At 68.6% G+C, this 24,780-nt stretch carries 25 protein-coding genes; 8 read left to right on the top strand and 17 right to left on the bottom strand.

Features of this window, described 5'->3' with window-relative positions; all coding sequences use genetic code 11:
* Positions 1-5: 5 nt before the first annotated feature.
* From KF889_00820 to KF889_00785, 8 genes are all read right to left on the bottom strand, one after another.
* Positions 6-746, bottom strand: coding sequence for a nucleotidyltransferase family protein (locus tag KF889_00820; protein MBX3497958.1), 741 nt, complete (start codon positions 744-746; stop codon positions 6-8).
* Positions 747-1,149: 403 nt separating this feature from the next.
* A complete protein-coding gene (locus KF889_00815) occupies positions 1,150-2,154 on the bottom strand; it encodes a phosphotransferase (GenBank protein MBX3497957.1) in 1,005 nt (334 codons plus the stop codon).
* Positions 2,147-2,641: a tRNA (adenosine(37)-N6)-threonylcarbamoyltransferase complex ATPase subunit type 1 TsaE gene (gene tsaE / locus KF889_00810; protein MBX3497956.1), complete on the bottom strand. Its 495-nt coding sequence runs from the start codon at positions 2,639-2,641 to the stop codon at positions 2,147-2,149. The genes KF889_00815 and tsaE overlap by 8 nt, the downstream gene beginning before the upstream one ends.
* Positions 2,642-2,895: 254 nt before the next feature.
* Positions 2,896-4,290: an adenosylhomocysteinase gene (gene ahcY, locus KF889_00805; protein MBX3497955.1), complete on the bottom strand. Its 1,395-nt coding sequence runs from the start codon at positions 4,288-4,290 to the stop codon at positions 2,896-2,898.
* Between the two features lie 321 nt (positions 4,291-4,611).
* A complete protein-coding gene (locus tag KF889_00800; protein MBX3497954.1) occupies positions 4,612-4,902 on the bottom strand; it encodes an HPr family phosphocarrier protein in 291 nt (96 codons plus the stop codon).
* Positions 4,902-5,309: a PTS sugar transporter subunit IIA gene (locus KF889_00795; protein MBX3497953.1), complete on the bottom strand. Its 408-nt coding sequence runs from the start codon at positions 5,307-5,309 to the stop codon at positions 4,902-4,904. The genes KF889_00800 and KF889_00795 overlap by 1 nt, the downstream gene beginning before the upstream one ends.
* Positions 5,306-6,184 carry an RNase adapter RapZ gene (rapZ, locus tag KF889_00790; protein ID MBX3497952.1) on the bottom strand — a complete coding sequence of 293 codons (879 nt, stop codon included), beginning with the start codon at positions 6,182-6,184 and terminating at the stop codon, positions 5,306-5,308. Before rapZ ends, KF889_00795 begins: the two co-directional genes overlap by 4 nt.
* Positions 6,185-6,258: 74 nt before the next feature.
* The gene (locus KF889_00785; protein ID MBX3497951.1) at positions 6,259-6,690 is read right to left on the bottom strand and encodes an HPr kinase/phosphatase C-terminal domain-containing protein; all 432 of its coding nucleotides are present in this window, start codon (positions 6,688-6,690) and stop codon (positions 6,259-6,261) included.
* Between the two features lie 140 nt (positions 6,691-6,830).
* Between KF889_00785 and KF889_00780 the strand changes: the two genes are divergently transcribed.
* Positions 6,831-7,721, top strand: coding sequence for an AEC family transporter (locus KF889_00780; GenBank protein ID MBX3497950.1), 891 nt, complete (start codon positions 6,831-6,833; stop codon positions 7,719-7,721).
* Here KF889_00780 and KF889_00775 read toward each other — a convergent pair.
* Positions 7,684-8,223, bottom strand: coding sequence for a DUF3859 domain-containing protein (locus tag KF889_00775; protein MBX3497949.1), 540 nt, complete (start codon positions 8,221-8,223; stop codon positions 7,684-7,686). The two genes, KF889_00780 and KF889_00775, sit on opposite strands and share 38 nt — an antisense overlap.
* Positions 8,211-8,783 carry a DUF3859 domain-containing protein gene (locus KF889_00770; GenBank protein MBX3497948.1) on the bottom strand — a complete coding sequence of 191 codons (573 nt, stop codon included), beginning with the start codon at positions 8,781-8,783 and terminating at the stop codon, positions 8,211-8,213. Before KF889_00770 ends, KF889_00775 begins: the two co-directional genes overlap by 13 nt.
* Before the next feature lie 79 nt (positions 8,784-8,862).
* On the opposite strand from KF889_00770, the gene KF889_00765 reads away from it, so the two are divergent.
* Positions 8,863-9,993: a CoA transferase gene (locus KF889_00765; protein ID MBX3497947.1), complete on the top strand. Its 1,131-nt coding sequence runs from the start codon at positions 8,863-8,865 to the stop codon at positions 9,991-9,993.
* 112 nt (positions 9,994-10,105) lie between these two features.
* Here the strand turns inward: KF889_00765 and KF889_00760 are convergent, their stop codons facing one another.
* The 3 genes from KF889_00760 to KF889_00750 all read right to left on the bottom strand — a co-directional run bounded on the left by KF889_00760 (position 10,106) and on the right by KF889_00750 (position 13,807).
* Positions 10,106-11,275 (bottom strand): hypothetical protein, encoded by a 1,170-nt coding sequence (locus KF889_00760; GenBank protein MBX3497946.1) that lies wholly within the window; start codon positions 11,273-11,275, stop codon positions 10,106-10,108.
* A gap of 80 nt (positions 11,276-11,355) precedes the next feature.
* Positions 11,356-13,134 (bottom strand): stimulus-sensing domain-containing protein, encoded by a 1,779-nt coding sequence (locus tag KF889_00755; GenBank protein ID MBX3497945.1) that lies wholly within the window; start codon positions 13,132-13,134, stop codon positions 11,356-11,358.
* Positions 13,103-13,807: a response regulator transcription factor gene (locus KF889_00750; protein MBX3497944.1), complete on the bottom strand. Its 705-nt coding sequence runs from the start codon at positions 13,805-13,807 to the stop codon at positions 13,103-13,105. Before KF889_00750 ends, KF889_00755 begins: the two co-directional genes overlap by 32 nt.
* 137 nt (positions 13,808-13,944) lie before the next feature.
* On the opposite strand from KF889_00750, the gene KF889_00745 reads away from it, so the two are divergent.
* The gene (locus tag KF889_00745) at positions 13,945-14,682 is read left to right on the top strand and encodes a DUF2470 domain-containing protein (GenBank protein ID MBX3497943.1); all 738 of its coding nucleotides are present in this window, start codon (positions 13,945-13,947) and stop codon (positions 14,680-14,682) included.
* 335 nt (positions 14,683-15,017) lie between these two features.
* The gene (locus KF889_00740) at positions 15,018-16,610 is read left to right on the top strand and encodes a phosphoenolpyruvate carboxykinase (GenBank protein MBX3497942.1); all 1,593 of its coding nucleotides are present in this window, start codon (positions 15,018-15,020) and stop codon (positions 16,608-16,610) included.
* A gap of 140 nt (positions 16,611-16,750) precedes the next feature.
* Here the strand turns inward: KF889_00740 and KF889_00735 are convergent, their stop codons facing one another.
* Entirely contained in the window at positions 16,751-17,089 is a 339-nt protein-coding gene (locus KF889_00735) for a YdhR family protein (protein MBX3497941.1), read from the bottom strand.
* A 157-nt stretch (positions 17,090-17,246) separates the two neighbouring features.
* Here KF889_00735 and KF889_00730 point away from each other — a divergent pair, with 157 nt between their 5' ends.
* Entirely contained in the window at positions 17,247-18,176 is a 930-nt protein-coding gene (locus tag KF889_00730) for an SMP-30/gluconolactonase/LRE family protein (protein ID MBX3497940.1), read from the top strand.
* A gap of 71 nt (positions 18,177-18,247) precedes the next feature.
* Positions 18,248-20,110, top strand: coding sequence for an adenylate/guanylate cyclase domain-containing protein (locus KF889_00725; GenBank protein ID MBX3497939.1), 1,863 nt, complete (start codon positions 18,248-18,250; stop codon positions 20,108-20,110).
* A gap of 195 nt (positions 20,111-20,305) precedes the next feature.
* Here the strand turns inward: KF889_00725 and KF889_00720 are convergent, their stop codons facing one another.
* Positions 20,306-21,424, bottom strand: coding sequence for an SUMF1/EgtB/PvdO family nonheme iron enzyme (locus tag KF889_00720; GenBank protein ID MBX3497938.1), 1,119 nt, complete (start codon positions 21,422-21,424; stop codon positions 20,306-20,308).
* A gap of 51 nt (positions 21,425-21,475) precedes the next feature.
* On the opposite strand from KF889_00720, the gene KF889_00715 reads away from it, so the two are divergent.
* The gene (locus KF889_00715) at positions 21,476-21,874 is read left to right on the top strand and encodes a VOC family protein (protein ID MBX3497937.1); all 399 of its coding nucleotides are present in this window, start codon (positions 21,476-21,478) and stop codon (positions 21,872-21,874) included.
* 104 nt (positions 21,875-21,978) lie between these two features.
* Here the strand turns inward: KF889_00715 and phaZ are convergent, their stop codons facing one another.
* Positions 21,979-23,190, bottom strand: coding sequence for a polyhydroxyalkanoate depolymerase (gene phaZ, locus KF889_00710; GenBank protein MBX3497936.1), 1,212 nt, complete (start codon positions 23,188-23,190; stop codon positions 21,979-21,981).
* 107 nt (positions 23,191-23,297) lie between these two features.
* Here phaZ and KF889_00705 point away from each other — a divergent pair, with 107 nt between their 5' ends.
* Complete coding sequence (locus tag KF889_00705) at positions 23,298-23,951, top strand: glutathione S-transferase family protein (protein ID MBX3497935.1); 654 nt, start codon at positions 23,298-23,300, stop codon at positions 23,949-23,951.
* Between the two features lie 31 nt (positions 23,952-23,982).
* Here the strand turns inward: KF889_00705 and KF889_00700 are convergent, their stop codons facing one another.
* Complete coding sequence (locus KF889_00700) at positions 23,983-24,762, bottom strand: SDR family oxidoreductase (GenBank protein MBX3497934.1); 780 nt, start codon at positions 24,760-24,762, stop codon at positions 23,983-23,985.
* Positions 24,763-24,780: the final 18 nt, after the last annotated feature.

The following is a 24,780-nucleotide window of genomic DNA, read 5'->3' as shown; positions in this document are numbered from 1 at the left end:
CGCGCCTACTCCATCGCCCGCTGCTCGCCGCCGGCGGCGAACCACGCCCGCGTCTCGGCCAGCGCCTGCGGCGTGCCGACGTGGAAGAACTCGCCATCATGGCGCAGGCCGTAGAGCCGGCCGCGCGCTTCGGCCTCGCTCCACAGCCGGAGCTGCGAAAAGGCACCCTGCGGCGCGCCCTCGAACAGACGTCGATGGCACAGCGTGACGCCGGCGAAGACGAAAGGCGCCACGCCCACGCGGCCACGCCAGCGGGCGCGGCCGTCGGCGGCGAGGTGGTAGTCGCCCATCGCGTGGCTCTCGTAAGAATGCGCGGTGATGGTGGAGTGCAGCAGCAGGAGCGCGTCCATACGGCGAGCATCCCATTGCGCCGCCAGACGCGCCAGCATCGGCGTGCGCCCGTCGAGCCAGAAGGTGTCGGCGTTGACGGTGAAGAACGGCTCGTCGCCGAAATGCGTCAGCGCCTTGACGACGCCGCCGCCGGTGTCGAGCAGGGTGTCCTCCGGCGACAGCACGATGCGCGGGTTGGTGCGGGTCGCCAGATGCGCCGCCAGCATGTCGCCGAGATGGTGCGTGTTGACGACACAGGTCTCGACCCCGGCGGCCGCGAGCGAATCGAGCGCGCGGTCGATCAGCGTGCGGCCGGCGATCTCGATCATCGGCTTGGGCAGGCTGTCGGTGATCGGCCGCATGCGCTGGCCGAGCCCGGCCGCGAGCACCATGGCACGGCGCGGCGACGCGCTCATGCGGCCCTCGCGAGGCCGCGTCGCGCCAGCGACGCTTCACGAGCAATGCCCGATGGGCGCCACCGGCCTATCGCATATGGCCGGTTTGACCTGGTCGTACCTTCCCCAGGAGGGGGAAGGTTGAAGTCCATATGCGATAGCCCTGCTTCTCCCTGCATTCGCGGAGAGAATGAAGACATCACGGACCCATGCGTGCTCGCCGAGCATGAGCGCCGCTGGAGCGGCGCGGCCCGAAGACAGCTTGCCTTCCGCTCCCTCTCCCCGCGCGCGGGGAGAGGGTTGGGGTGAGGAGCTGCCGCAAGTCGCGCACCGCGGATGTGCCCAACCTGAAACGACCCCTCACCCCGACCCTCTCCCCGCTTGCGGGGAGAGGGAGGAAAGCGCCCCATGCGATCGCCCCGGCTCATGTCGGGTTGCCCCGCTGGTCGGGCGGGATGTGGGCGTCGATCCAGCGGCGCAGCGGCGTCATCGCCTCGTGCCGCAGCGCGTTTTCCAGCAGCCGCCAGACACGCGGCAGATGCGGCAGGTAGATCGGCTTGCCGTCGCGGCGCAGCAACCGGATGAACAGGCCGACGACACGCGCGTGGCGCTGGGCGCCGAGGATCGCGAAAGCGGCCAGAAAGCCAGGACGGTCCGTCACGTCGGCGTGCTCGAGATAGCGCGCGATCATCGCCGCGCGCAGCTCCTCGCCGATGTCCCGCCGCGCGTCCTCGAGCAGCGACATCAGGTCATAGGCGGGGTGACCGCTGGTCGCGTCCTGGAAATCCAGCAGACCGCAGGCGCGCACGCCGGGCCGATCGCCCAGCCACAGCAGGTTGTCCTGGTGATAGTCGCGCAGGACGAGGGTCGTCGGCGAGGACGGCAAGGCGCGCAGGCTGTCGCGCCATGCTTCCCGGTAGGACTCGAGCTCGGCCGCCGTCGCCGGGCGGCCGGCGACCTGCGGCAGGTACCATTCCGGCAGGAGCATCGCCGCGTCGATCAGCGCCTCGCCGGCGTAGCGCGCCAGCCCGGGCGGGACGGCCGCGGAACCCTGCGCTGCGAGATGCACCAGCACGTCGGTCGCCAGCGTGTACAGCGCGCGCTCCTCATCCGGGTCATGCCGGGCAAGGAGGCGCCGTGCGTATGTCGTGTCGCCGAGATCCTCCTCGAGCAGGAAGCCTCCCGCCTCGTCGACGGCGCGGATCTCGGGCGCGCTGAGGCCGAGGTCTCGCAGATGCCGCGCCAGGCGCACGAAGGGCCGCACATCCTCCTGCGGCGGCGGCGCGTCCATGACCACCACGGTCTGCCTGCCGCGTGTCAGCCGGTAATAGGTGCGGAACGACGCATCGCCGGCCAGCAGCGATTCCCACGCATCGCCCCAGCCATTCGCCTCCACGAAGGCGCGCCGCGCCGACGCGCGATCAACCATGCGCGACCTCACGGCCCAGCTCGGCCAGGCGATCGGCCCAGGACGCGCCGGCGGCCAGCGCCGCGGCCCGCGCCTCGTCGCGCTCGATGGTGAGCGTGACATCGAGCCGCCTCGCCGGCAGCAGCGCGCCGAGACGTTCGGGCCATTCGATCAGGCTGATGCCGCCGGCCAGCGCCTCCTCGAAGCCCAATTCCCAGACCTGCTCGGGCGCATCGAGGCGGTAGAGGTCGAAATGCCAGATCGGCCCCAGCGCCGTGTCGTAGGTCTCCGCCAGGGTGAAGGTCGGGCTGGGCACGGTCAGTTCCGGATGCTCGGCGGCGGCGCGGATGATGGCGCGGGCCAGCTCGGTCTTGCCGGCTCCGAGGTCGCCGTGCAACGCCACGACATCGCCGATCGCGAGCCGGCGCGACAGGGCCGCGCCCAGCCGCCTTGTGGCGGCGAGGTCGGGCAGCGCCAGAGCGATGTCAGAACGCGACGGACCGGACACACCGGCGATGTAACACGAAGAGGCGCCGCCGGGGCGACGTTTGGTCTCCTACCTTCCCCCGCTGGCTGGGGAAGGTGCCCGAAGGGCGGATGGGGGTGGCTGTCGAAGGCGATGGCGGCCTCGCAAGTCAGATCGCGTCTGGCCGCGCGAGCCACCCCCATCCGGCGCTTCGCGCCACCTTTCTCCGCCAGCGGGAGAAGGTATGAAGCTCGACATATGCGATCGCCCTGCCCGCGCCGGTGCGACGGGGCTGATCAGTAGCGGTAGTGCTCGGGCTTGAACGGCCCGGTTTCCGCGACGCCGATGTACTTCGCCTGGTCGGGGCGCAGCTTGGTCAGGGTCACGCCGATCTTCTCGAGGTGCAGCGCCGCGACCTTCTCGTCGAGGTGCTTGGGCAGGGTGTAGACCTTCTTCTGGTACTTGCCCGGGTTGGACCACAGCTCGACCTGCGCCAGGGTCTGGTTGCTGAACGAGGACGACATCACAAAGCTCGGATGGCCGGTGGCGTTGCCGAGGTTCACCAGCCTTCCCTCGGACAGCAGGATGATGCGCTTGCCGTCGGGGAACTCGATCTCATCGACCTGCGGCTTGATGTTGCTCCACTTGTAGTTCCGGAGCGCCGCGACCTGGATCTCGCTGTCGAAGTGGCCGATGTTGCAGACGATGGCGCGGTGCTTCATCGCCCGCATGTGCTCGACGGTGATGACGTCGACATTGCCGGTGGCGGTGACGAAGATGTCGGCGCGCGGCGCGGCCTGCTCCATGGTCACGACCTCGTAACCTTCCATCGCCGCCTGCAGGGCGCAGATCGGATCGACCTCGGAGACCATGACGCGGCAGCCGGCCTGGCGCAGCGAGGCGGCCGAGCCCTTGCCGACGTCGCCGAAGCCCGCGACCATCGCCACCTTGCCCGACATCATCACGTCGGTGCCGCGGCGGATGCCGTCGACCAGCGATTCGCGGCAGCCGTAGAGGTTGTCGAATTTCGACTTGGTCACCGAATCGTTGACGTTGATCGCCGGCCACAGCAGGCGGCCCTGCTTCTCCATCTCGTAGAGACGATGCACGCCGGTCGTGGTCTCCTCGGTGACGCCCTTGATGTTCCTGCCCAGCGTGGCGTACCAGCCCGGTCGCTCCTTGTTGGTCTTGAGGATCGCGGCGTAGAGCACCTCCTCCTCCTCGTTGGTCGGCTTGGCGACCAGCGACGGATCCTTCTCGGCGCGCATGCCGAGGTGGACCAGCAAGGTCGCGTCGCCGCCGTCGTCGAGGATCATGTTGGCGGTGCCGCCGTCGGCCCACTCGAAGATGCGATGCGTGTAGTCCCAATATTCCTTCAGCGACTCGCCCTTGACGGCGAAGACCGGCGTGCCCGACGCGGCGATCGCGGCGGCGGCATGGTCCTGGGTCGAGTAGATGTTGCACGAGGCCCAGCGCACGTCGGCGCCGAGCGCCTTGAGCGTCTCGATCAGGACTCCGGTCTGGATGGTCATGTGCAGCGAGCCGGCAACGCGCGCGCCCTTGAGGGGCTGCGAGGAGCCGTATTCCTTGCGGATCGACATGAGGCCGGGCATCTCGGTCTCGGCCATGTCGAGTTCCTTGCGGCCCCACTCGGCCAGCCCGATATCCTTGACGACGTAGTCCTTGGCCATGGAACGGCTCCTGAAATGTGGAGCGCCCTATATCAGCGCCGGCCGGCAGCGACAACGCGGCCGATATAAAGACATGCTGATATGAGAATGAGCCGCCTCGCGCACGGGTCAGGCCAGCGGGGTGAGGGATTGTGAACCTTTGTCGGGTTATCGGCGTCACGCGCGCGGACGGTCGATAACCGAAAATCCCTCACAATCCCTCACCCCCCAGGATCAGCCGCCGGAAGGGGGATCATCGGTGCAGTCGGGGCGGAACGGGCGCCCGCCTTGGAAGCGGGTTTCTTCCGCTGCAACGGCGTGCTCACCCCGAGATACAGGTCCTCAGTCCTCGCCGAATTTCAGCATCACCAGCTCGCTCAGCGCGGCCATCGCCTCGGCCGCCTGGGGGCCGGAGACGCTGATCTCGATGTCGCTGCCGATGCCCGCGGCCAGCATCATCAGGCCCATGATCGACAGGCCGGACACGCTCTGGCCGCCATGGGCGACGCGGATTGCGGCGTCGAACTGGCCGGCGGTGCGGACGAACTTAGCGGCGGCGCGGGCATGCAGGCCACGCTTGTTGAGGATCCTCAGCGTGCGCCTGTCGCCACTCAAGCCGCCGGCATCGGCCATCAGCCGGCGTCCTTGGCCATCAGGCGCGAGGCGACGGTGATGTACTTGCGGCCGGCGTCCTGGCAGGCGGCGACCGCCTCGGCCATCGTGCGATCGACGCGCACCGAGGCCAGCTTCACCAGCATCGGCAGGTTGACGCCGGCGATCACCTCGACGCGGGCGCGGTCCATGACGGAGATCGCGAGATTGGACGGCGTGCCGCCGAACATGTCGGTCAACAGCACCACGCCCTGGCCCGTGTCGCAGGCCGAGACCGAGGCGAGAATCTCCTCGCGCTTCTTTTCCATGTCGTCGTCGGCCTCGATGCAGACCGCGGCCGCATTCTTCTGTGGACCGACAACATGTTCCAGGGCGGCTACAAATTCGCGCGCCAGCTTGCCGTGCGTTACCAGCACGATGCCGATCATCCGGTTCTCCCAGTCCCAGCCACCGTCCGCGCCGCGCCTGCCTCCAGGTCGCGATGGGTGAGAGTGACGACACGCCCCCGCCGCCGCAGCCAAGCTGCAAGTTCCTCGGCCACCAGCACCGAGCGGTGCCGGCCGCCGGTGCAGCCCACCGCGACGGTCAGGTAACTCTTGCCCTCACTATCGAAGCGCGGCAAGAGGGGTTCGAGCAGCGACGTAATGCCACGAAAAAAACCCTTGAAGTCCCTGTCGGCCTTCACGTACCGCGCCACCCCCCCATCCTGTCCGGTCAGCGGCCGCAGCCCGTCGACATAGTGCGGATTGCGCAGGAAGCGCGTGTCGAGCACCAGGTCCGCCTCGCGCGGCAGGCCGCGCCGGTAGGAGAACGACATCACGGCGATGCGCAGCCCGCCACCCCCGGCACGCGGCGCGAAATGGCCCAGCATCAGCGCCTTCAGCTCATGCGGCGCCAGTTGCGAGGTATCGATGGTCACGTCGGCGTGATCGCGCAGCGGCCGCAGCAGGCGGCGCTCGTCGACGATGCCATCGAGGACCGGCCGCTCCTGGGCCAGCGGATGGGCGCGTCGCGTCTCGGTGAAGCGCCGCAGCAGCACGTCGTTGTCGCAGTCGAGGTAAAGCAGCCGCACGTCGAGGTCGGCCCGTGCGCGCAGATCGCGCACATGGTCGACCACGGCCGGCGTGGTGAAGCCGCGCGAGCGCACGTCGATGCCCAGCACCAGCGGCTGCGCGTCGCCGGTGCCGGGACGCAGGAGATCGTCGACGAGGAAGAGAGGCAGGTTGTCGACGGCGATGTAGCCGTGATCCTCCAGCGCATTGAGCGCCGTGTTGCGGCCCGCGCCCGACAGGCCAGTCACCAGAACAACCGGCCGACGCGCCGGTACCGTCCTGCGGCGACTCGATGACGACTTCGTCTTTGGGACGGCTGGCCTCTTCACGGCGAGGATGATGCTGAGCCCGACGCGAGCAGCGCAAGCCTGATCTTGGCCGGCGCCGAGGCCTCGAAGGGCGCGAGCGCGACGCGCGGCAGCGCGATGCCGAGCAGGTCTTCGGTCGCCGCTTCCGGCAGACGCTCGATCCGCGCCGGATCGACCAGATCGACGATCAGGGCGACGGTCGCCTGCGGTGCCAGTCGCTGCGGCGGCAGTCGCAGGATGCCGACGCCGCGCGCCTCGATCAGGCCGGCGATGCTCGATGGCGCGCGCGCAATCAGCCGATCGCCCTCGCGCGTCAGCTCGGTGCGGTCGTCGGCGACAAGGCGCGCGCCGCCATCGATCAGGCGCAGCGCGAGATCGGACTTGCCGGCGCCCGATCCGCCACGCAGCAGCACGCCGCCCTCCGGCAGCGCGACGCAGGTGGCATGGATCTGGCTTGGCACCGGCGAAGCCTGCTGAGCGCCGCACCGCGCGTCAATGCTCCCGCTTTCGAATATGGCGGGGTGGTCCGATATGGGATCGCGCCGCCGCTTGCGGGGAGCGGCGGAGAGTCCGCATGGTGCGGCCGCCCATGACCCTCGACCTGATCGGCCAGCTCTTCACCATCATTGCGCCGGTGCTGCTCTGCGTCGCCATCGGCTATGGCTGGGCGCGGCTGGGCCGGCCGTTCGATCCCGGCTTCGCCACCGCGCTGGTCTCCGGCATCGGCGCGCCCTGCCTGATCTTCAGCGCGCTCACCCGCCTGCAGGTCTCGCCCGGCGCCCTGGGCACGCTGGCACTGGCCAGCCTCTGCTGCTTCGCCGGCATGGCCGTCCTCGGGCTGATCGTCCTGCGGCTGGCGCGCCTGCCGGCGCATTCCTATCTGCCGGCGCTGATGTTCCCCAATGGCGGCAATGTCGGCCTGCCGCTCTGCCTGCTGGCCTTCGGCGAGCAGGGTCTGGCGCTGGGCATCGCCTGGTTCGCGATCGCCGCCATGGGCCAGTTCACCGTCGGCATCGGCATCGCCGCCGGCAGCTTCTCGCCGCGCGCCCTGGCACGCCAACCACTGATCTACACCCTGATCCTCGCGCTGGCCTTCATCCTCGCCGGCTCCAGGCCACCGGAGTTCATCGCGCGCACCACCGAGATCCTGGGCGGCATGCTGATCCCGCTGATGCTGCTGTCGCTGGGCGCCTCGCTGGCGACGCTGACGATCAGCCGGCCCGGCCGCGCCTTCGCGCTGTCGCTGGTGCGCCTGCTGGGCGGCTTCGCGGTCGGGCTGCTGGTGGCGTGGCTCTTCAGCCTGACCGGCGCGGCGCGCGGCGTGCTGCTGATCCAGTCGGCGATGCCGGTGGCGATCTTCAACTACCTGTTCGCGCTGCGCTACGAGCGCGAGCCGGCCGACGTCGCCGGCATGATCGTCATCACCACCCTGCTGTCATTCCTCACCCTGCCGGCGCTGCTGCTTTACGTGCTGCCGTAGGCACGGTCCGGCAATCCTCGACGGTGAAGGTCCGGCTGAGCAGCCGGTGTTCGCCGAACCAGACCTCCTGGATCCAGTCGCCGCAGCGGATCTGCCAGGCATGGCTGAAGCTGAAGCCGCGCATCGTTACCGCGCCGATCACCGTCGTGAACTCGGCGATGCTCTGATGATAGACGATGCCGCTCTCGGGATTGCGGATTCCCGGTTCCGGGATGCGCCACACCGAGCGCAGGGAGACCGACCGGTTCGCGGGCGAGCCGAGCACCCGGAAGCGCGTGCCGAAGCGGATGCCCTGCCGCGCCGGAACCTTCGATGTCGCGCTGTAGAACTCGATGTCGACGATCGTGTTCGTTCGCCCGTTCACCGCCTGCGGCGAGGCGATGTGGCCGGTCGTCTGCGCGCGGTAGAGGCCGGTCTCGACGATCTCGAGGCCCGACACGTCCGCCGCCAGCGCCGGCCCGGCGCACAGCAGCGCCAGAAGGCAGAACATCAGGCGCGCCATGCGGCACCAAGCTCCGGATGGCGAGGGTCGAGCGCCGAGACGGGAAGACCCTGGCAGCCCTCGACCGTGAAGGTCTGGCTGAGCAGCCGGCGCTCGCCGAACCAGACCTCTTGAACCCAGTCGCCGCAGCGGATCTCCCACGGCGCGTCGAAGGTATAGGCGAGCATGAGCGTCGCGCCGATCCTGCTCGCGGTTTCGGCGATGCTCTGGCGATAGCGGGTGCCGGTCTCGGGATTGACGATGCCAGGGTCCGGTATGCGCCAGATCGAGCGCAGCGTCACGGCGCGGTTCGCCGGCGCGCCGACGACGCGAAAGCGCGTGCCGAAGCGGATGCCCTGCCTGGCGGGCACCTTCGCGGTCGGGCTGTAGAACACGACATCGTCGAGGATGTTCGTGCGCTCCTCGACCGCCCGGGGCGCCGGGATGTGCCCGGTCGTCCTCGCCCTGAACAGGCCGGCCTCGACGACGGGCAGCGCCGTGACATCCGCCGCCGGGGCCGGGGCGGCTCCAAGCAAGGCGACAATGAGCACGGCGACAATGCAGATCAGCCGACGCGGCATGCGCGGGCTCCACGTTCCTGATGCAAGGATAGCACGTGGCCATTAGGCTTGGCGCAACACGGGATCGGGAGGAATGCGCATGCTGCCGCTGGAGGGCATCAAGGTCGTCGAACTGGCGCAGAATCTCGCCGGGCCGTTCTGCGCGGAGATCCTCTCGCATCTCGGCGCCGAGGTGATCAAGGTCGAGAAGCCGAAGGTCGGCGACGACGCGCGGCACTGGGGCAAGCTTTTGTCGGAGGACGCCGGCGCCTCGTTCAACGCCATCAACCTCAACAAGAAGTCGATCGTGCTCGACCTCAAGGACCCGGCCGAGCGCGACAGGCTGCTGACCGTGATCGACGGCGCCGACGTCGTCGTGCAGAACATGCTGCCCGGCGTGCTGGAGAAGATGGGGCTGGGCGCCAGGGACCTGATGGCGCGCAACCCGCGCCTGATCTACTGCTCGGTCAGCGCCTATGGCAACGCCGGGCCGAAGAAGAACGAGCCCGGCTACGAGCCGATCGTCCAGGCCTTCTCGGCGATGTGCATGATGTCGGGCTGGCCGGGCGGTCCGCCGATCCGCATGGGCACGCAGGTGCTCGACCATGGCAGCGCGATGTGGGCGGCGATCGGCGTCTTGAGCGCGATCATCGAGCGCGGTCGCACCGGCAGGGGCAAACTGGTCGAGACCTCTCTGTTCGAGACGGCGACGGCGTGGTGGATGAACCCCTACTCCAACTACGCCGCCACCGGCGAGGTGCCGGAGCGCCATCCCTCGGGCAGCAACGGCGTGGTGATCTTCAGCGGCTTCGAGACCGAGGACGCGCCGATCGTCATCGCCGCTGGCAGCGACCGGCTGTTTCTCAAGCTCGCCGACGTGCTGGGCAAGCCGGAGTGGAAGGCCGAGCCGGCCTACGCCAACAACCGTGGGCGCGTCGAGCACAAGGAGCACCTGCTGGGCGAGTGCCAGCGGATCCTCAAGACCAGGTCGCGCACGCACTGGCTCAAGGTGATCACCGAGGCCGGTGTGCCGTGCACGGCGGTGAACACATTGCCGGAGATGCTGGCCGAGCCGCAGACCAAGGCGATGGGCATGCTGCAATCCGTACCCAATCTCGAGAGCGACGTGAAGCTGATCGGCCTGCCGATCCAGCTCGACGGCCAGCGCCCGAAATTCCGCCAGCGCGCGCCCAGGCTGGGCGAGCACAACAAGGAAGTGCTGGGGGATTGAACCGACCGTCGTCCTGAGCGAAGCGACGGACCTTGCGGTATCGCGGCCAGGCATCGACGTGGTGCCGCTTGCACCACCGCTGGGTCCTTCGCTTCGCTCAGGACGACGGGGGTCAGTCCGGCCGGTCGGCTTCGCGCTTCAGACGTGTCGCCAGCGTGCGCGCCGCGGCCAGCGCTTCGCGGATCGCCTCGAGCGCTGCGGGCTGCAGCTCCGGCGCCTGGTTCTCGGCCAGTTCCAGCGCCACCACCGATTCCTCGGCGGTGGCGAGATCGCCGACGCGCTCGGCGAGCGTCATCAGTGCCGCGCCGATATTGCGCTGGGTGTTGATCCAGTTGCGCGGATCGGTCTTGGGCGAGCGCACCGACTGGGCGCGCTTGAAAGCGGCAACGGCGGCACGCAGCGGCTCGGGATCCTCGCGGCCCTCGGCGCGCACCAGATGGGCCACGGCGAGGTTGTTCTGTGCCGCCGACCAGTTGGCGTCGCGCCGCTCGAAGCCGTTGGCCGCCGCCTCGAGCATCGCCGTGGCGCGGTTGAGGTCGTCTTCGTCGTCGCGCTGCTTGCCGCGGCGCAGCAGGGCGGCGCCCAGCGCCATGCGCGCCTCGGCCAGCGGCCGCGCCACGTCGGGGCCGCGCGGCACCGACAGCGCCTGCTCGAGCACGCCGATCGCCTTGTCGAGCCGCTCCTCGTCGTCATCGAACATCGACAGCCGCGCGTGCGACTGGCCGAGCTCGGTGCACACCTTCACGAAGAGGCGCGGCTCGTCCTTCTTCGACACCAGCGGCAGGGCCTGGTCCCAGCTGGCGATGGCGCGCTCGGAATAGCGCGGGTCGTCCTCGCGATGGGCGATGTCGTTGAGCGCGCAGCCGCGGCGGAAATAGGCCTCGGCGCGTTCGATGCGCAGCTCCTCGCCGGCCAGCCCGTTCAGTGAACGGTCGTAATGGTCGATCGCGCCGCGCAACTCCTCGACATCGTTGTCGTGGCGCGCCAGCGCGTGCATCGCCTCGCCGGCATAGCGCTCGATCATGCCGACGCGCATGGCGTTGTCGGGACCGCGCAAGATCTCCAGCGCGCGCTCGGCCGCCTCGATGGCGGCGCTGTAGAGATCGAGGTCGTCGTCGGCGCGCGCAGTCATCACCGCGCCCTGCACGCAGGCCAGCCACAGGTCGGGCATCACCGAGGCGTCGGGGAGCTCGCCCAGACGCTCGAGTGCCTCGGCCATGCGGCCCGCCTGCAGCGCGTCGAACAACACGCGCAACGCGACCACGGTTTCGCTGCGGTCCATGGATCGTTCCTAACCGGAATCTGGCATCGACGCACCCGCAAAGCGAGTGCTCGCAATTCCACAGGGCGATGGCTCTGTGGCTAACCCGCCATCGGCAGGCGGATGGTGAATCGCGCGCCGAGCGTCCTGCCCTCGGCGTTCTTGATGTTGCCGGCGGCGATAGAGCCGCCATAGGCGTCGACGATCTGCCGGCAGATCGACAGGCCGAGCCCGGAGTGGCGGCCGAACGAGGCGGTCGGCCGTTCCGAATAGAAGCGGCGGAAGATCGTCTCGACATTGGCGTCGGGAATGCCCGGCCCCTGGTCGTCGATGGTGACGACGATGGCGTTCTTCTCGCGCATCAGGCCGACGACGATCTTCGAGCCCTTGGGGCTGAAGGAGATCGCGTTGTCGATGACGTTGCGGAACACCTGGCCATAGCGGCTCTCGTGGCCCAGCGCGCGGAACGGCCCCTGGCGCAAGGCGTTCAGCTCGACGCGCACGTCGGCCTCGGTGGCGGTGGTCGCGGCATAGGCCTCGATCAGCGAGCGCAGCAGCGCCTCGGCATCGACGACATGCAGCTCGCCGCGCATCAGCTCGGCGTCGAGCCGCGAGGAGTCGGCGATATCGCTGATCAGGCGGTCGAGCCGGCGCGTGTCGTCCAGCACGATGGCCATCAGCTTTGCGCGCTTCTCGGGATCCTCGATGCGCGCGGCGATCTCGGCGGCCGAGCGCAGCGAGGTCAGCGGATTCTTGAGCTCGTGCGCGACGTCGGCAGCGAAGCTCTCGATGGCGTTCATGCGCAGCCACAGCGCGTCGGTCATCGAGCGCAGCGATTCGGAGAGGTCGCCGATCTCGTCGTTGCGGCCGCCGATGTCGGGCATGGTCGGCTTCGAATCGCGCGCCAGGCGCACGCGGTCGGCCGCCCGCGCCAGCCGCGTGATCGGCTGCGCGATGGTGCGCGCGAGGAAGAACGACAGCAGGATGGTGCAGCCCAAGGTCACGGCGGCGATGCGCAGCAGGTCGAGCCGCACCAGATGGACGCGGTAGGCGATGTCGGAATCGTCGCGCTGCAACATCAGCGCGCCCAGCACCTGCTTGTAGCGCTGCACCGGGATGGCCACCGAGAGGATCAGCCGACCGTCGTCGGCGCGTCGCACCGTGCGCGTGTTGTAGCCGCGCAGGGCCTGCTCGACCCAGGGATAGTCACGCGCCACAGGATCGGCGATCTCCTTGTACGGCCCGTCGGAGCGGCCGGCGCGCAATTGCTGCTCGACGTCGTCGAGGAAGCGGCGAAACCAGCTCTCTTCTGTGACCATGTCGGGCGGCGGCAGGGTCTGCTTGATGATGCGCTGCTGGCGCTCGCCGAGGTTGGCGGTGTCGCCGAACATCTCGCCGGTCTCGCCGAAGATGCGGCCGCGCGCGCCGATCGGCGTGGTGAGCCGCGCCATGAGCTGACGCGCCATGTCCGGATCGACGCGGTTGATCGTCGCCTCGCCACCGCGCACCGCACTCTCGCCGATCGCCGCGGCCACCACCTCGCCCTGCAGCGTAAGGGCGGCGAGTTCGGCGTCGATCAGCGTGTCCTCGTAGTCGCCGAGAAAGACGATCGAGCCGGCCAGGAATGCCACCGGCAACGTGTTGACCAACAGGATGCGCCGCGTGAGCGGCGAGAAGCGCCGCTCACGGCCGCGGCGGGTCCACAGCGTCGCGCCACCAGCGGTTTCGGTATCGGGTGGCGGTGGGCCGGCGCCGCGTCGCGCCGGAAAGAGCCAATCGGTCGTCCAGCGGCGCCACCATCTCGTGTTGGCGCGCGTCGTCTCCGGCGGCCGTTTGGGTTCCGGTGGATCAGCCGTCGCGGTACCGGTATCCGATGCCATACAACGTCTCGATCTGCTCGAAGCTCTCGTCGACCTCGCGGAACTTCTTGCGCAGGCGCTTGATATGGCTGTCGATGGTGCGGTCGTCGACGTAGATCGTCTCGCCGTAGGCGGCGTCCATCAGCTGGTCGCGGTTCTTGACGTGGCCCGGCCGCTCGGCGAGCGACTTCAGCAGCAGGAACTCGGTGACCGTGAGGTTCACCTGCTTGCCCTTCCACACGCAAAGATGCCGGGACGGATCGAGCGTCAGCTCGCCGCGCACCAGCCGGTCGGCCTCCTTGCCCTCGCCCTCGGTACCGGCCGGGCCGCGATCGCCGCGGCGCAGCAGGGCGCGGATGCGCTCGAGCAGCAGACGCTGCGAGAACGGCTTGCGGATATAGTCGTCCGCGCCCATGCGCAGGCCGAGCACCTCGTCGATCTCCTCGTCCTTGGAGGTCAGGAAGATGACCGGCAGGGTCTGGGTCTTACGCAGCCGGTTGAGCAGTTCCATGCCGTCCATTCGCGGCATCTTGATGTCGAGGATGGCGAGATCCGGCGGCGACTGGTTCAGCCCGTCCAAGGCGCTCACGCCGTCATTATAGGTGCGCACCTGGAAGCCCTCGGCCTCCAACAGCATCGAGACGGACGTCAGGATGTTCCGGTCGTCGTCGACCAAGGCGATCGATTTCTTCACGGGATGTCTCCGGGCTGGCCGCGCCCAGGGGGCGCGTCGCCCCTTTGACCACAGGATGAGCCGGGGTGGAAGGGGTCGGGTCCACCCCTACACTAGGCCGTTGACCTGACTAAACCACTGATTCAGTTTGTCTGCCGATGTCGACCCCCCCTGCGATACCGGCGCCGACACAGGCGCAGGACCTGATGCGCCGGCTGGACCGCATTTCGTTGGCAACGTCCCTGCCGGGTGAGGGGTTGCCGTGGCCCTACGCCTCCCTCGGCCTGGTGGCGGTCGATCACGATCTGTCGCCCATCCTGCTGATGAGCAGCATGGCCGTGCATGGCAAGGCCATCGCCGCCGACCCCAGGGTCTGCCTGCTGTTTGACGGCACCGTGGGGCTGGACCAGCCCTTGACCGGCCCGCGGCTTTCGGTGTTCGGCCGGGCCGAGAAGAGCCAGGAACCCGGCGCGCGGGCGCGCTTCCTCGCCCGCCATCCCGATGCGCGACTGTACGCGGATTTCGGCGATTTCAGCTTCTACCGGATCGCAATCGAGCGCGCCCATTTCGTCGCCGGTTTCGGCCGCATCGACTCGATCGAAGGGTCGGCGCTGCGCGTCGATCCGGCGCCGTGGAAGGTGCTGATCGAGCGCGAGGCCGACATCGTCGGCCACATGAACGAGGACCACGCCGACGCGGTGGGCCTCTACGCGACGCGGCTGCTGGGCTTCGCGCCCGGCGAATGGAAGATGACCGGCATCGACGCCTTCGGCTGCGACCTGCGCTGGCGCGGCCTCGTGGCACGCCTGAACTTCGCCGCGCCGGTCCTCGATGCCGAAGGCGCGCGCAAGGCGTTGGTCGACCTGGTACGGCGGGCCCGCACCCGGGCCGCCTGAAGCCTCCTCGCCACGCGGCCCGCGAATTGTCACGGCGCTGCCGCGAGCCGCCGATCTCATCTCGCACACGCAGCAAGTCCTTTGTGCGGCGGCGAAAAAATCGCCACGCGGAAAGTTGAAGCGGCGGCGTGTCGCAGATCGGCAACTTCTCCACTTCCATACCGATAAATGCCGTGATTTCAGCTTCATTGCGGCCTGCGCCGCCATTATGGTCGCCGCCTCTAGTCCAAGGGCGGAAACGAATACCCCTCGCGTCGCGCCGCGCGGCGACCAAGCCCAGGAGAGCTCACGTGCATCAGGCAGGACCGGTGATTTCCAAGCATGGCCTCGGCGCGCTGGGCGCCAATGTGCCGGGCAACGCCTCCTTCCGACTGGACAACCTCGGCAATGTCTACTGGAACCTCTCGGTGCCGGCGCTCTACGAGGAAGCGCTGCGTCGCAAGGAGGGCGTACTGGCCGCCGGCGGCCCGCTCTGCGTGCTCACGGGCGTGCACACCGGCCGTTCGCCCAACGACAAATTCTTCGTGCGCGAGCCCGGCAGTGAATCGAAGATCGACTGGGGCAAGACCAACAAGCCGATGGAGCGCGAGAAGTTCGAGGGCCTGCTGGCGCGCATGCTGGCCTACGCGCAGCGCCGCGACCTCTTCGTGCGCGAATGCTACGGCGGCGCCGACCCGGCGCACCGCATCAAGGTGCGGGTGATCAACGAGACCGCCTGGCACAACCTCTTCGCCATGAACATGTTCCTGCGTCCGCCGATGCAGGACCTCCAGGACTTCGAGCCCGACTTCACCATCCTGCAGCTGCCCGGCTTCCGGGCGATCCCGGAGATCGACGGCACCAACTCCGACTGCGCCATCATCTGCGACTTCGGCCGCCGGCTGGTGGCGATCTGCGGCACCTGGTACGCCGGCGAGATCAAGAAGTCGGTGTTCACCATCCTGAACTACCTGCTGCCCGAGAAGAACGTGCTGCCGATGCACTGCTCGGCCAACATCGGTCCCAAGGGCGACGTGGCGATCTTCTTCGGGCTTTCGGGCACCGGCAAGACGACGCTCTCGGCCGATGCCTCGCGCACGCTGATCGGCGATGACGAGCATGGCTGGGGCGAAAGCTCGGTCTTCAACTTCGAGGGCGGCTGCTACGCCAAGGTGATCAAGCTCAGCCGCGAGGCCGAGCCCGAGATTTACGCCACGACCGAGCGCTTCGGCACCGTGCTGGAGAACGTGGTCGTCGATCCGCAGAGCGGCCTGCTCGACCTCGACAGCGCGAAGTACGCCGAGAACACGCGCGCCTGCTATCCGCTCGACTTCATCCCCAACGCCAGCCCGACCGGCATCGCCGGCACGCCCGAGAACATCGTCATGCTCACGGCGGACGCCTTCGGCGTGCTGCCGCCGATCAGCCGGCTGTCGCCCGAGCAGGCGATGTACCACTTCCTCAGCGGCTACACCGCGCGCGTCGCCGGCACCGAGAAGGGCGTGGTCGAGCCGCAGGCGACCTTCTCAACCTGCTTCGGTGCGCCGTTCATGCCACGCCACCCGACGGTCTACGCCAGGATGCTGGGCGAGAAGATGGCCCGGCAGAACGTCAAGTGCTGGCTGGTCAACACCGGCTGGTCGGGCGGCGGCTTCGGGGTCGGCGAGCGCATGGCGATCAGGCACACGCGCTCGATGGTGCGTGCTGCGCTGGACGGCCGCCTGGCCCAGGTCGCCACCACGTCGGATCCGAACTTCGGCATGCAGGTGCCGTCGGCCTGCCCCGACGTGCCTGCCGACGTGCTCAATCCGAAGAGCGCATGGAAGGACAAGAAGGCCTACGACAGCGCCGCGCGCGACGTCGCGCAGCGCTTCGAGTCGAACTTCAAGCAGTTCGAGCCGGCGGTCGACGACAAGGTCAACAAGGCCGCGATCAGAGCGGCTGCATAACCTTCCCTTCCCCCGGAGGGGGGAAGGTGGCGCGCGTAGCGCGACGGAAGGGGGATGTCGAAGACGAACGCAGGAGTCCGTTTTCGACATCCCCCTTCCGCCCTTCGGGCACCTTCCCCCTCCGGGAGGAGGCAGACGGGCTATTCCGCGGCCATCCGCTTGGCGAGGCCCGGCACCGGCGCGCGGGTGATCTCGCTCTGGCGGGCGCGCACGTCGAACATGCGGATCTGCAGCTCGCCCAGCGCCGTGTTGGCCTTCATGCGCGCCACGATCGGGCCGTCGACATAGGCCTGCGCCTTGGCGCGATCTTCGAAGCAATAGATGCCGCCGGAGCGCAGCTCGGCCTCGTCGTCGAGCCAGATCTTCCATTGCAGGCCGTCGACCGACAGGAACGGCTTGGCCGTCTCGTCGGTGTAGCGCGCGTTCCACTCGGCCTTGGGCATGTCGGGACGGCGGTAGTTGATCTGGACGATGACCATCGGATCCTCCCGGTTGGTGGGTTGGCGTTGCGACAGCAGTACCATGAATTGCAGCAGGCGCGGCAGCCTCTATGTCATGCCGGGCACAGCGAGGGATCTAGGGCAATTCTCGATTCCTCGCTACGCTCGCAATGACAGCAGTGACGCGAGACCGCCGATGTACGCCCCGCCCAAGCCGATTCCGGCCACGATCTTCAGCGCCATGCCGGAGAAGTTCCGCAGGAAGCGGCGCAGCAAGTGGGGCGACTTCAACGCCGCCGGCCAGGAACTCGACAGCTTCCTCGAGGGGCCGAGCTTCGATCGCGCCGGCAACCTGTGGGTCACCGACATTCCCTTCGGCCGCATCTTCCGCATCTCGCCCGACGGCGAATGGACGCTGGTGACCGAGTACGAGGGCTGGCCTAACGGTCTGAAGATCCACAAGGACGGTCGCATCTTCATCACCGACTACCTGCGCGGCATAGTCCTGCTCGATCCCGGCAGCGGCAAGGTCACGCCGCTGATCGACACGGTGAAGTCCGAGAGCTTCAAGGGCGTCAACGACCTGTTCTTTGCCGCCAACGGCGATCTCTATTTCACCGACCAGGGCCAGACCGGCCTGCACGATCCCACCGGCCGCGTCTATCGCTACGACACCGCGGGCCGGCTCGAGCGGCTGATCGACACCGTGCCCAGCCCCAACGGCCTGGTGATGAACCTGAACGAGACCGTGCTCTATGTCGGCGTCACGCGCGACAACGCGATCTGGCGCCTGCCGATCATGCCCGACGGCACGCTCAGCAAGGTCGGCCGCTTCATCCAGCTCTCGGGCAGCCATGCCGGCCCCGACGGCATCGCGCTGGACGCCGAGGGCGGCGTGGTCGTCGCGGTTCCGAGCACCAGCGTCTGGCGCTTCGATCCGCTGGGCCGTCCCACCCATGTGCTGGATGCCGGCGACGACATCTTCTGCACCAACATCGCCTTCGGCGGCGAGGCCGATCGCTCACTGTTCTGCGTCGTGTCACGCTCCAGCCGCAAGGTGCAAGCCGGCACCGTCCTGCGCGCCGAGATGCCGGTGGCAGGAAGGACAATGTACTCCCACATATAGGCGAAGGGATCTGCCGCTTGGTTGGCGGCACCCCATGTTATTGTGGCCTTCCGCCAACGGCTGGGATCGTCTTGCCGCTCGACGCCGAACATCGCCAAGGCCGTCTGCGACGCATCCTGCGCTCGCGGCTCGAGGCGCGCCGCCTGCGCGTGCGCATCGTCACCGCGCTGGTGTTGGGCTTCGTCGCCGTCGCCGCGATCGCCGCCGGGTCCTTCGCCTGGACGGTATTCGGCGCCAGCGAGACCACCGAACGCCTGCTGCTCGATCGCAGCCGGCGCATTCTCGACGCGGAGGTGCGCATCCTGCGCGACCGGCTGGATCCGGTCGCCGATCAGCTGGCCTATGTCGCGCGACTGTCGGCGCGTGGCCGCATCGACATCACGTCTTCGGCGGCGATGTCCGACACGCTGGTGACGTTCGTCGAGCGACTGCCGCAGACTTCCGGTGCCGCCTTCACCGGGCTCGATCTGACGACGTATCGCGCACGCCGTTTCGACGGTCGGGTGCTGTTCGACACAATGTCCGTCTACGAGGTGCCCGGCGGCTATGAGCGTTTCGTCAAGATGCGCGGCGAGGCAGGGCCGGTCTGGGGCGACATCTTCTGGAACCCGGAGGCGCGCCAGCCCATGCTCAACGTGCGCGTGCCGGTGCAGCGCGACGACAACGCCTTCCTCGGCGGCCTGTTCGCCGCAGTCACCATGGGCGATCTCTCGCGCCAGGTGTCCGATCCCGAGCTCGGCGGCCAGGACGGCAGCTTCATCCTCGTCGACCGCAAGTTCGTCATCGCCCATCGCCGGCTTGTCGATCCGGCCGGGCTGGCGCTCAATGACGAGAACCCATTGCCGACCATCGGCGCCATCGGCGATCCCGTGCTGGCGGCCATCTGGCAGCCCCCGGTTCGCAGCCGCCTCAGCGCCGGCCTGGGCGACTCCGGCCATATCGTCGAGATCGGCGGCCGGCAATGGGTCTTCCTCTATCGCGACATCGCGATTTACGGCGGCAACTGGCTGGTCGGACGTTATTTCCCGATCGAGGTCGCGACCCAGGATCTCGAACGCCTGCGCTGGGGCGTGATCGGCGGCGGCACCGCGCTCCTGGGCGCGCTGCTGCTGGCGGTCATCCTGGGCGCGCGCGTCGGCGGCTCGATCCGCGACCTGGGCGTGGCGGCCGAAGCGCTGGAGCGGCTCGACTTCGAGACCGTGCCGCGCGTGCGATCGCGCCTGCGCGAGCTCGACGACGCCGGCGAGGCGCTGGAGAAGGCGCACGGCGCGCTGAAATGGTTCGGTCTGTACGTCCCGCGCCGCCTGGTGGCGCGCCTGATGGAGGAAGGCAAGGACAGCCTGGTGTCGCGCCGCCGCGTCGTCACCGTGATGTTCACCGACATCGTCGGCTTCACGCCGCAGGCCGAGGCGATGGACGAGATCGGCAGCGCCGAGCTGCTCAACAAGCACTTCGAGATGCTGGGCGGCGCCATCGAGCACGAGCAGGGCGTGATCGACAAGTACATCGGCGACTGCGTCATGGCGGTGTGGGGCGGTATCCGGCGCATGCCCGACCACGCCGACGCCGCCTGCCGCGCCGCGCTGGAGATCGCCCGCCTGATCCGCGCGGACAACGCCAGGCGCCGCGGCGAGGGCCTGGCGCCGATCCGCCTGCGCATCGGCCTGCACTCGGGGCCGGTGGTGGTCGGCAATATCGGCGCGCCCGGCAGAGTGAACTACACCGTCGTCGGCGACACCGTGAACGTCGCGCAGCGCTTCGAGCAGCTCGGCAAGCAATACATGGTCGAAGCCGACGAAGTCATCGTGCTGGTGAGCGGCGACACGCTCGGCATGCTGCAGGACCGGGCCGCGCTGGGCGTCGAGCCCGTCTTCGTCGGCGAGCAGGCCGTGCGCGGCCGGCAGGAGCCGGAGCTGGTGTACCGGCTGGTGTGAAGCGAGAGCAGCGGGCGGATACGAAGGATCTGCTGTCATCCCGAGTGCGGCGAGGGATCTCGTTGGGAGCGCCGGCCTCTCGCCGGCATCTTCAGGAGCCGGCGGAACGCCGGCGCTCCCAGGAGGACATGCGGGATCCCTCGCTGCGCAACAGGGGCCGCGGACGGCCCCGGGGATGACAGATGCGTTCGATCGCTAGCGCCGCTGGTTCTCCGTCGCCGGGCGCGGCGCGGGCTGGCGCGGCGGGGGGGCGACCAGCGCCTTCGACGGCGTCGGCACCGGCGGCATGCGCCGCAACTCGTTGTAGCGCGCGGGCGACGACAGCACCGAAGTCACCAGCGCCAGCCGGAATCCGACCGTCGGCGCGCGTCGCGCGCCTCTCTCGTCGAAGGGCGAGAGCTCCTGGCGATAGGACGAACGGATGTCGGGCTCGGCCGTCTGGTAGCTGCCGCCGCGAATGGTGTAGCCGCCGGCCTGGCCGCGCGCCTGCGACTGGCGCACGACGCGGAAGGGCTCGAGCACGATCTCGTCGGCGTTGCCCAGCATGTCGTGCAGGCCCAGCGGATTGGGCTTCAGAACGCCGGCGATCTGCAGCTCGCTGTTGGAGGAGCGCGTGCTGCGGAACCAGACATACTGCTCCATGCCGCCCGGCATCGGGAAAGTGCGCGCCGCGAACTCGGCCGGCGAGACCTCCAGGCCGCCGCGCGCGGCGTACTCCCATTCCGCCTCGGTCGGCAGGCGCACATAGCCGATGGCGTTGTCCTCCTGCGGCAGCCGGTGGCGCGCATTCTCCATCAGCCATTCGGAATAGCGCTGGCCGGCCCGCACTGCCTCGAACCAGGTCACGCCGGTGGCCGGCCGCAGCGACTCGCGGTCGGTCGATCCGCACGCGCCGCCCAGCGCCGCCAGCTGCAGGGAAGTGGTCTCGTACTTCGCAAGATAGAAGTAGCGCCGCCGGGGATCGCCGCGATCGGTGAAGGCGCCTTCGATCGGCTCCTCGCGCCTGCCCTCGGAGACGCCATGGCGCGGGTCGTCGCTGCCCAGCACCACCAGGCCGCGGTGGCGCTTCGGATCGGACCGCGGCACCTCGACGCGCCGAAACGCCATGGCGCCGCCGCACGGCATCGGCAAGATGAAATCGTCCGCCAGCGGCTTCGGATTGTAGAATGCCGGCTCCCAGTCGCCGCGGTCGAGAATCCCCGCCAGCCCGGCGGCACTCGCCGCCAGGGCGATGGTGCACAGCGATGCGATGGCGCGCAGTGCCAGCAGCGGTCGATCCCCTTGTGTCCGGACAATCGATTCAAGGATCGGCAATACGGCACCAACAAGGCATGGCAGAGTGAACCCGGCCGCAAGGAGGCGCCGATGTCCTTCGAGATCCGTCGCATCGATCACGTGGTGCTGCGCGTGCACGACCTGCCGGCGATGGTCGCGTTCTACGAGCAGGCGCTGGGCTGCAAGGTCGAGCGCCGCCTCGATCGCATCAGCCTGGTGCAGCTGCGCGCCGGCGAGTCGTTGCTCGATCTCGTCGCCAACGACCAGCCGCGCACCGGCAAGAACATGGATCACCTCTGCTTCCGAGTCGATCCGTTCGATCCCCAGGACATCGCCCGGCGCCTGAAGCCCTACAACATCGATCCGGGAGAGGCGGTCGACCGCTACGGCGCGGAGGGCGACGGCCCCTCGATCTACTTCAATGACCCGGAGGGCAACCAGATCGAGCTCAAGGGCCCGGCCCATACGCCGGCAAGGCGACCGGGCTGACGCATGGTCACAGTGCTTGAACCATATCCGTCATCCCGAGCGTAGCGAGGGGGATCTTGACGCATGCGAAGGATCCGTCGCTGCGCTCGGGATGACAGGCGCGGTCAGTCGTTGGCCAGCACGACGTTGCGCACCAGCGGGTAGATCTGCCCGCTCCAGCGCCGGCCGCTGAAGACGCCGTAATGGCCGACACCGGCCTGCATGTGGTGGCGCTTGCGGTAGGGCCGCAGGCTCGAGCACAGATCGTGCGCCGCGACCGTCTGGCCGATCGAGCAGATGTCGTCGCGCTCGCCCTCGACCGTGAGCAGCGCGGTGCGGCGGATCGCCCTGGGCTGCACCTGGCGGCCGCGCCAGGTCAGCTCGCCCCGGGCCAGCAGGAACTCCTGGAACACGTACCGCACGGTCTCGAGGTAGAAATCCGCGTCGAGGTCGAGCACGGCGAAATACTCGTCGTAGAACGCCTTGGTCGCCGCCGCCTTCTCGTGCTCGCCCTTGGCGAGATCGTCGTAGAGCTGGATATGCGCCCTGACATGGCGGTCGATGTTCATGCTCATGAAGGCGGCGAGCTGCACGAAGCCGGGATAGACGCGGCGCCGCGCACCGGCATAGCGCGCCGGCACCGAGGCGATCAGGCTGCGCTCGAACCATTCGATCGGCCTGGACGTCGCCAGCTCGTTGACCTTGGTCGGATTGACGCGCGTGTCGATCGGCCCGGCCATCAGTGTCATGCTGCGCGGCGTCGCCGGGTTGTCGTCCTCGGCCATGATCGCCGCCGCCGCCAGCGCCTGCACGCAGGGCTGGCAGACTGCGACCATATGTGCGCCGGGTCCCAGCGCCTCGAGGAACCAGATCAGATGCTCGACATACTCGTCGAAGCCGAAGCGGCCCTCGCTCAGCGCCACGTCGCGCGCGTTGTGCCAGTCCGTGATGTAGACGTCATTCTCCGGCAGTAGCGTTCGCACCGTATCGCGCAGCAGGGTGGCGAAATGGCCGGACATCGGTGCGACCACCATGATGCGCGGCTGGACAATCTCGACGTCCTTGGCGAAGCGCAGCAGCGTGCCGAAGGGCGTCGTGTGGGTCGCCTCTTCGCGCACGGCGACCTCGCGGTTGCCGATCTTGACGCTGGTGATGCCGTAGGCGGGGCGATGATGGGTGAGGGTAGCGCGCGACAGCAGCTCGTAGGCCGCAGCCAGGTTCCGGAAGGCCGGCGGCGCGGATGTCGAGCCGTTGACCATGCTCGACAGTGCCATGCGGGCCAGCGAGCGGGCCGGCTCCATCATGTCGGATTGCGCCTGGTAGGCCAGATACAGCATGCGGGAGGTCCGGCTCGTTTATTGCAAGCGACGACTACAAGCTGCCTGGACGTCGGACCCAGAACCGGGCGGGAAGACAACACCGCTGGAACAAAGGGACAACGCTCATGGCCAAGACGACGCTCACGATCAGTAGCAAGAACTATTCCTCTTGGTCCCTGCGCGGCTGGCTGCTCTGCCGGATGGCCGGCCTGGATTTCGAGGAGCGGGTCGCCTCGATCGACGATCCCTCGACGCGGGCCGAGCTGCTGCTGCTGTCGCCGTCCTTCCTTGTCCCCTGCCTGCGGCATGATGGCGCCACGGTCTGGGACACGCTGGCGATCGGCGAGTACCTCAACGAGCTCAAGCCGGAGGCGGCGCTCCTGCCCGCCGACCGTATAGCCCGCGCGCATTGCCGGGCCGTGTCGGGCGAGATGCATTCCGGCTTCGCCAACCTGCGCTCGGCCCTGCCGATGAACCTCAAGGCGCACTACCCGGGCTTCAAGGTCTGGGCCGGCGCCCAGGCCGATATCGACCGGGTGGTGGCGATCTGGCGGGAATGCCTGACGCAATATGGCGGCCCCTTCCTGTTCGGCGCGCCGACCATGGCCGACGCGATGTACGCACCGGTCTGCACGCGCTTCCTGACCTACGACGTGAAGCTCGACCCGACCTGCGCCGCCTACCGCGCGCGCATCCTGGAGATGCCGGCCATGGTCGAATGGATCGAGGCGGCGCACGAGGAGCCGGAGGAGCTCGAGGAGCTCGACGTCGAGTTTTGAGTGCCTTCCCCCGGAGGGGGAAGGTAGAAATTCAGATCAACCCCGGATACGAGCCGCCGTCGAGCTGCAGGTTCTGGCCGGAGATGAAGCCGGCCTGGGCGCTGCACAGGAAGGCGCAGGCATCGGCGAATTCCTCCGGTCGGCCCATGCGCTTCGCCGCGATCGAGGCGGCGATTCGTTGGCGCGCCTCTTCCATCGATATGCCCTGCTCCCTGACCATGCGCTGGGCCATGAATTGCTGGCGCGGCGTGTCGATGCGTTCGGGCAGCATGTTGTTGATGGTCACGTTGTCGGCGGCGACGTCGATCGACATCGACTTGGCGAGCGCTGTCAGCCCGGCGCGCGCTGCGGTCGACAGGCCCATCATCGGCCGCGGCGACTTCACCATCGCCGAGGTGATGTTGACGATGCGGCCGAACTTGCGCGCCCGCATGCCCGGCAGCACGGCGCGGATCAGCAGCACCGGCGCCAGCATGTCGGCCTCCAGCGCCGCGATCCAGGCGGCGTGATCCCAGTCGGCGATCCGTCCCGGCGGCGGGCCGGCGTTGTTGTTGACCAGGATGTCGGCCTCGGGACAGGCGGCCACGAGGCGCTCGCGCCCGGCCTCGGTGGTGATGTCGGCGGCGATCGGCGTGACCTCGCCGCCGCTCGCGGCGCGCATGCGCTTGGCCGTTGCCGCGAGCTTGGCCTGGTCGCGGCCGTTGATCACCACCGCGCAGCCCTCGCGCGCCAGCGCCGTGGCGCAGGCTTCGCCCAGCCCCTGTGACGAGGCGCACACGATCGCCTTGCGGCCCCTGATGCCGAGATCCATCACGCGTCTCCGATGTCG

The organism is Alphaproteobacteria bacterium, assembly GCA_019635875.1.
GTDB lineage: Bacteria > Pseudomonadota > Alphaproteobacteria > Reyranellales > Reyranellaceae > JAFAZJ01.
Note: the sequence above shows the minus strand (reverse complement) of the source record. Positions and strands in the feature narration are given on the sequence as shown.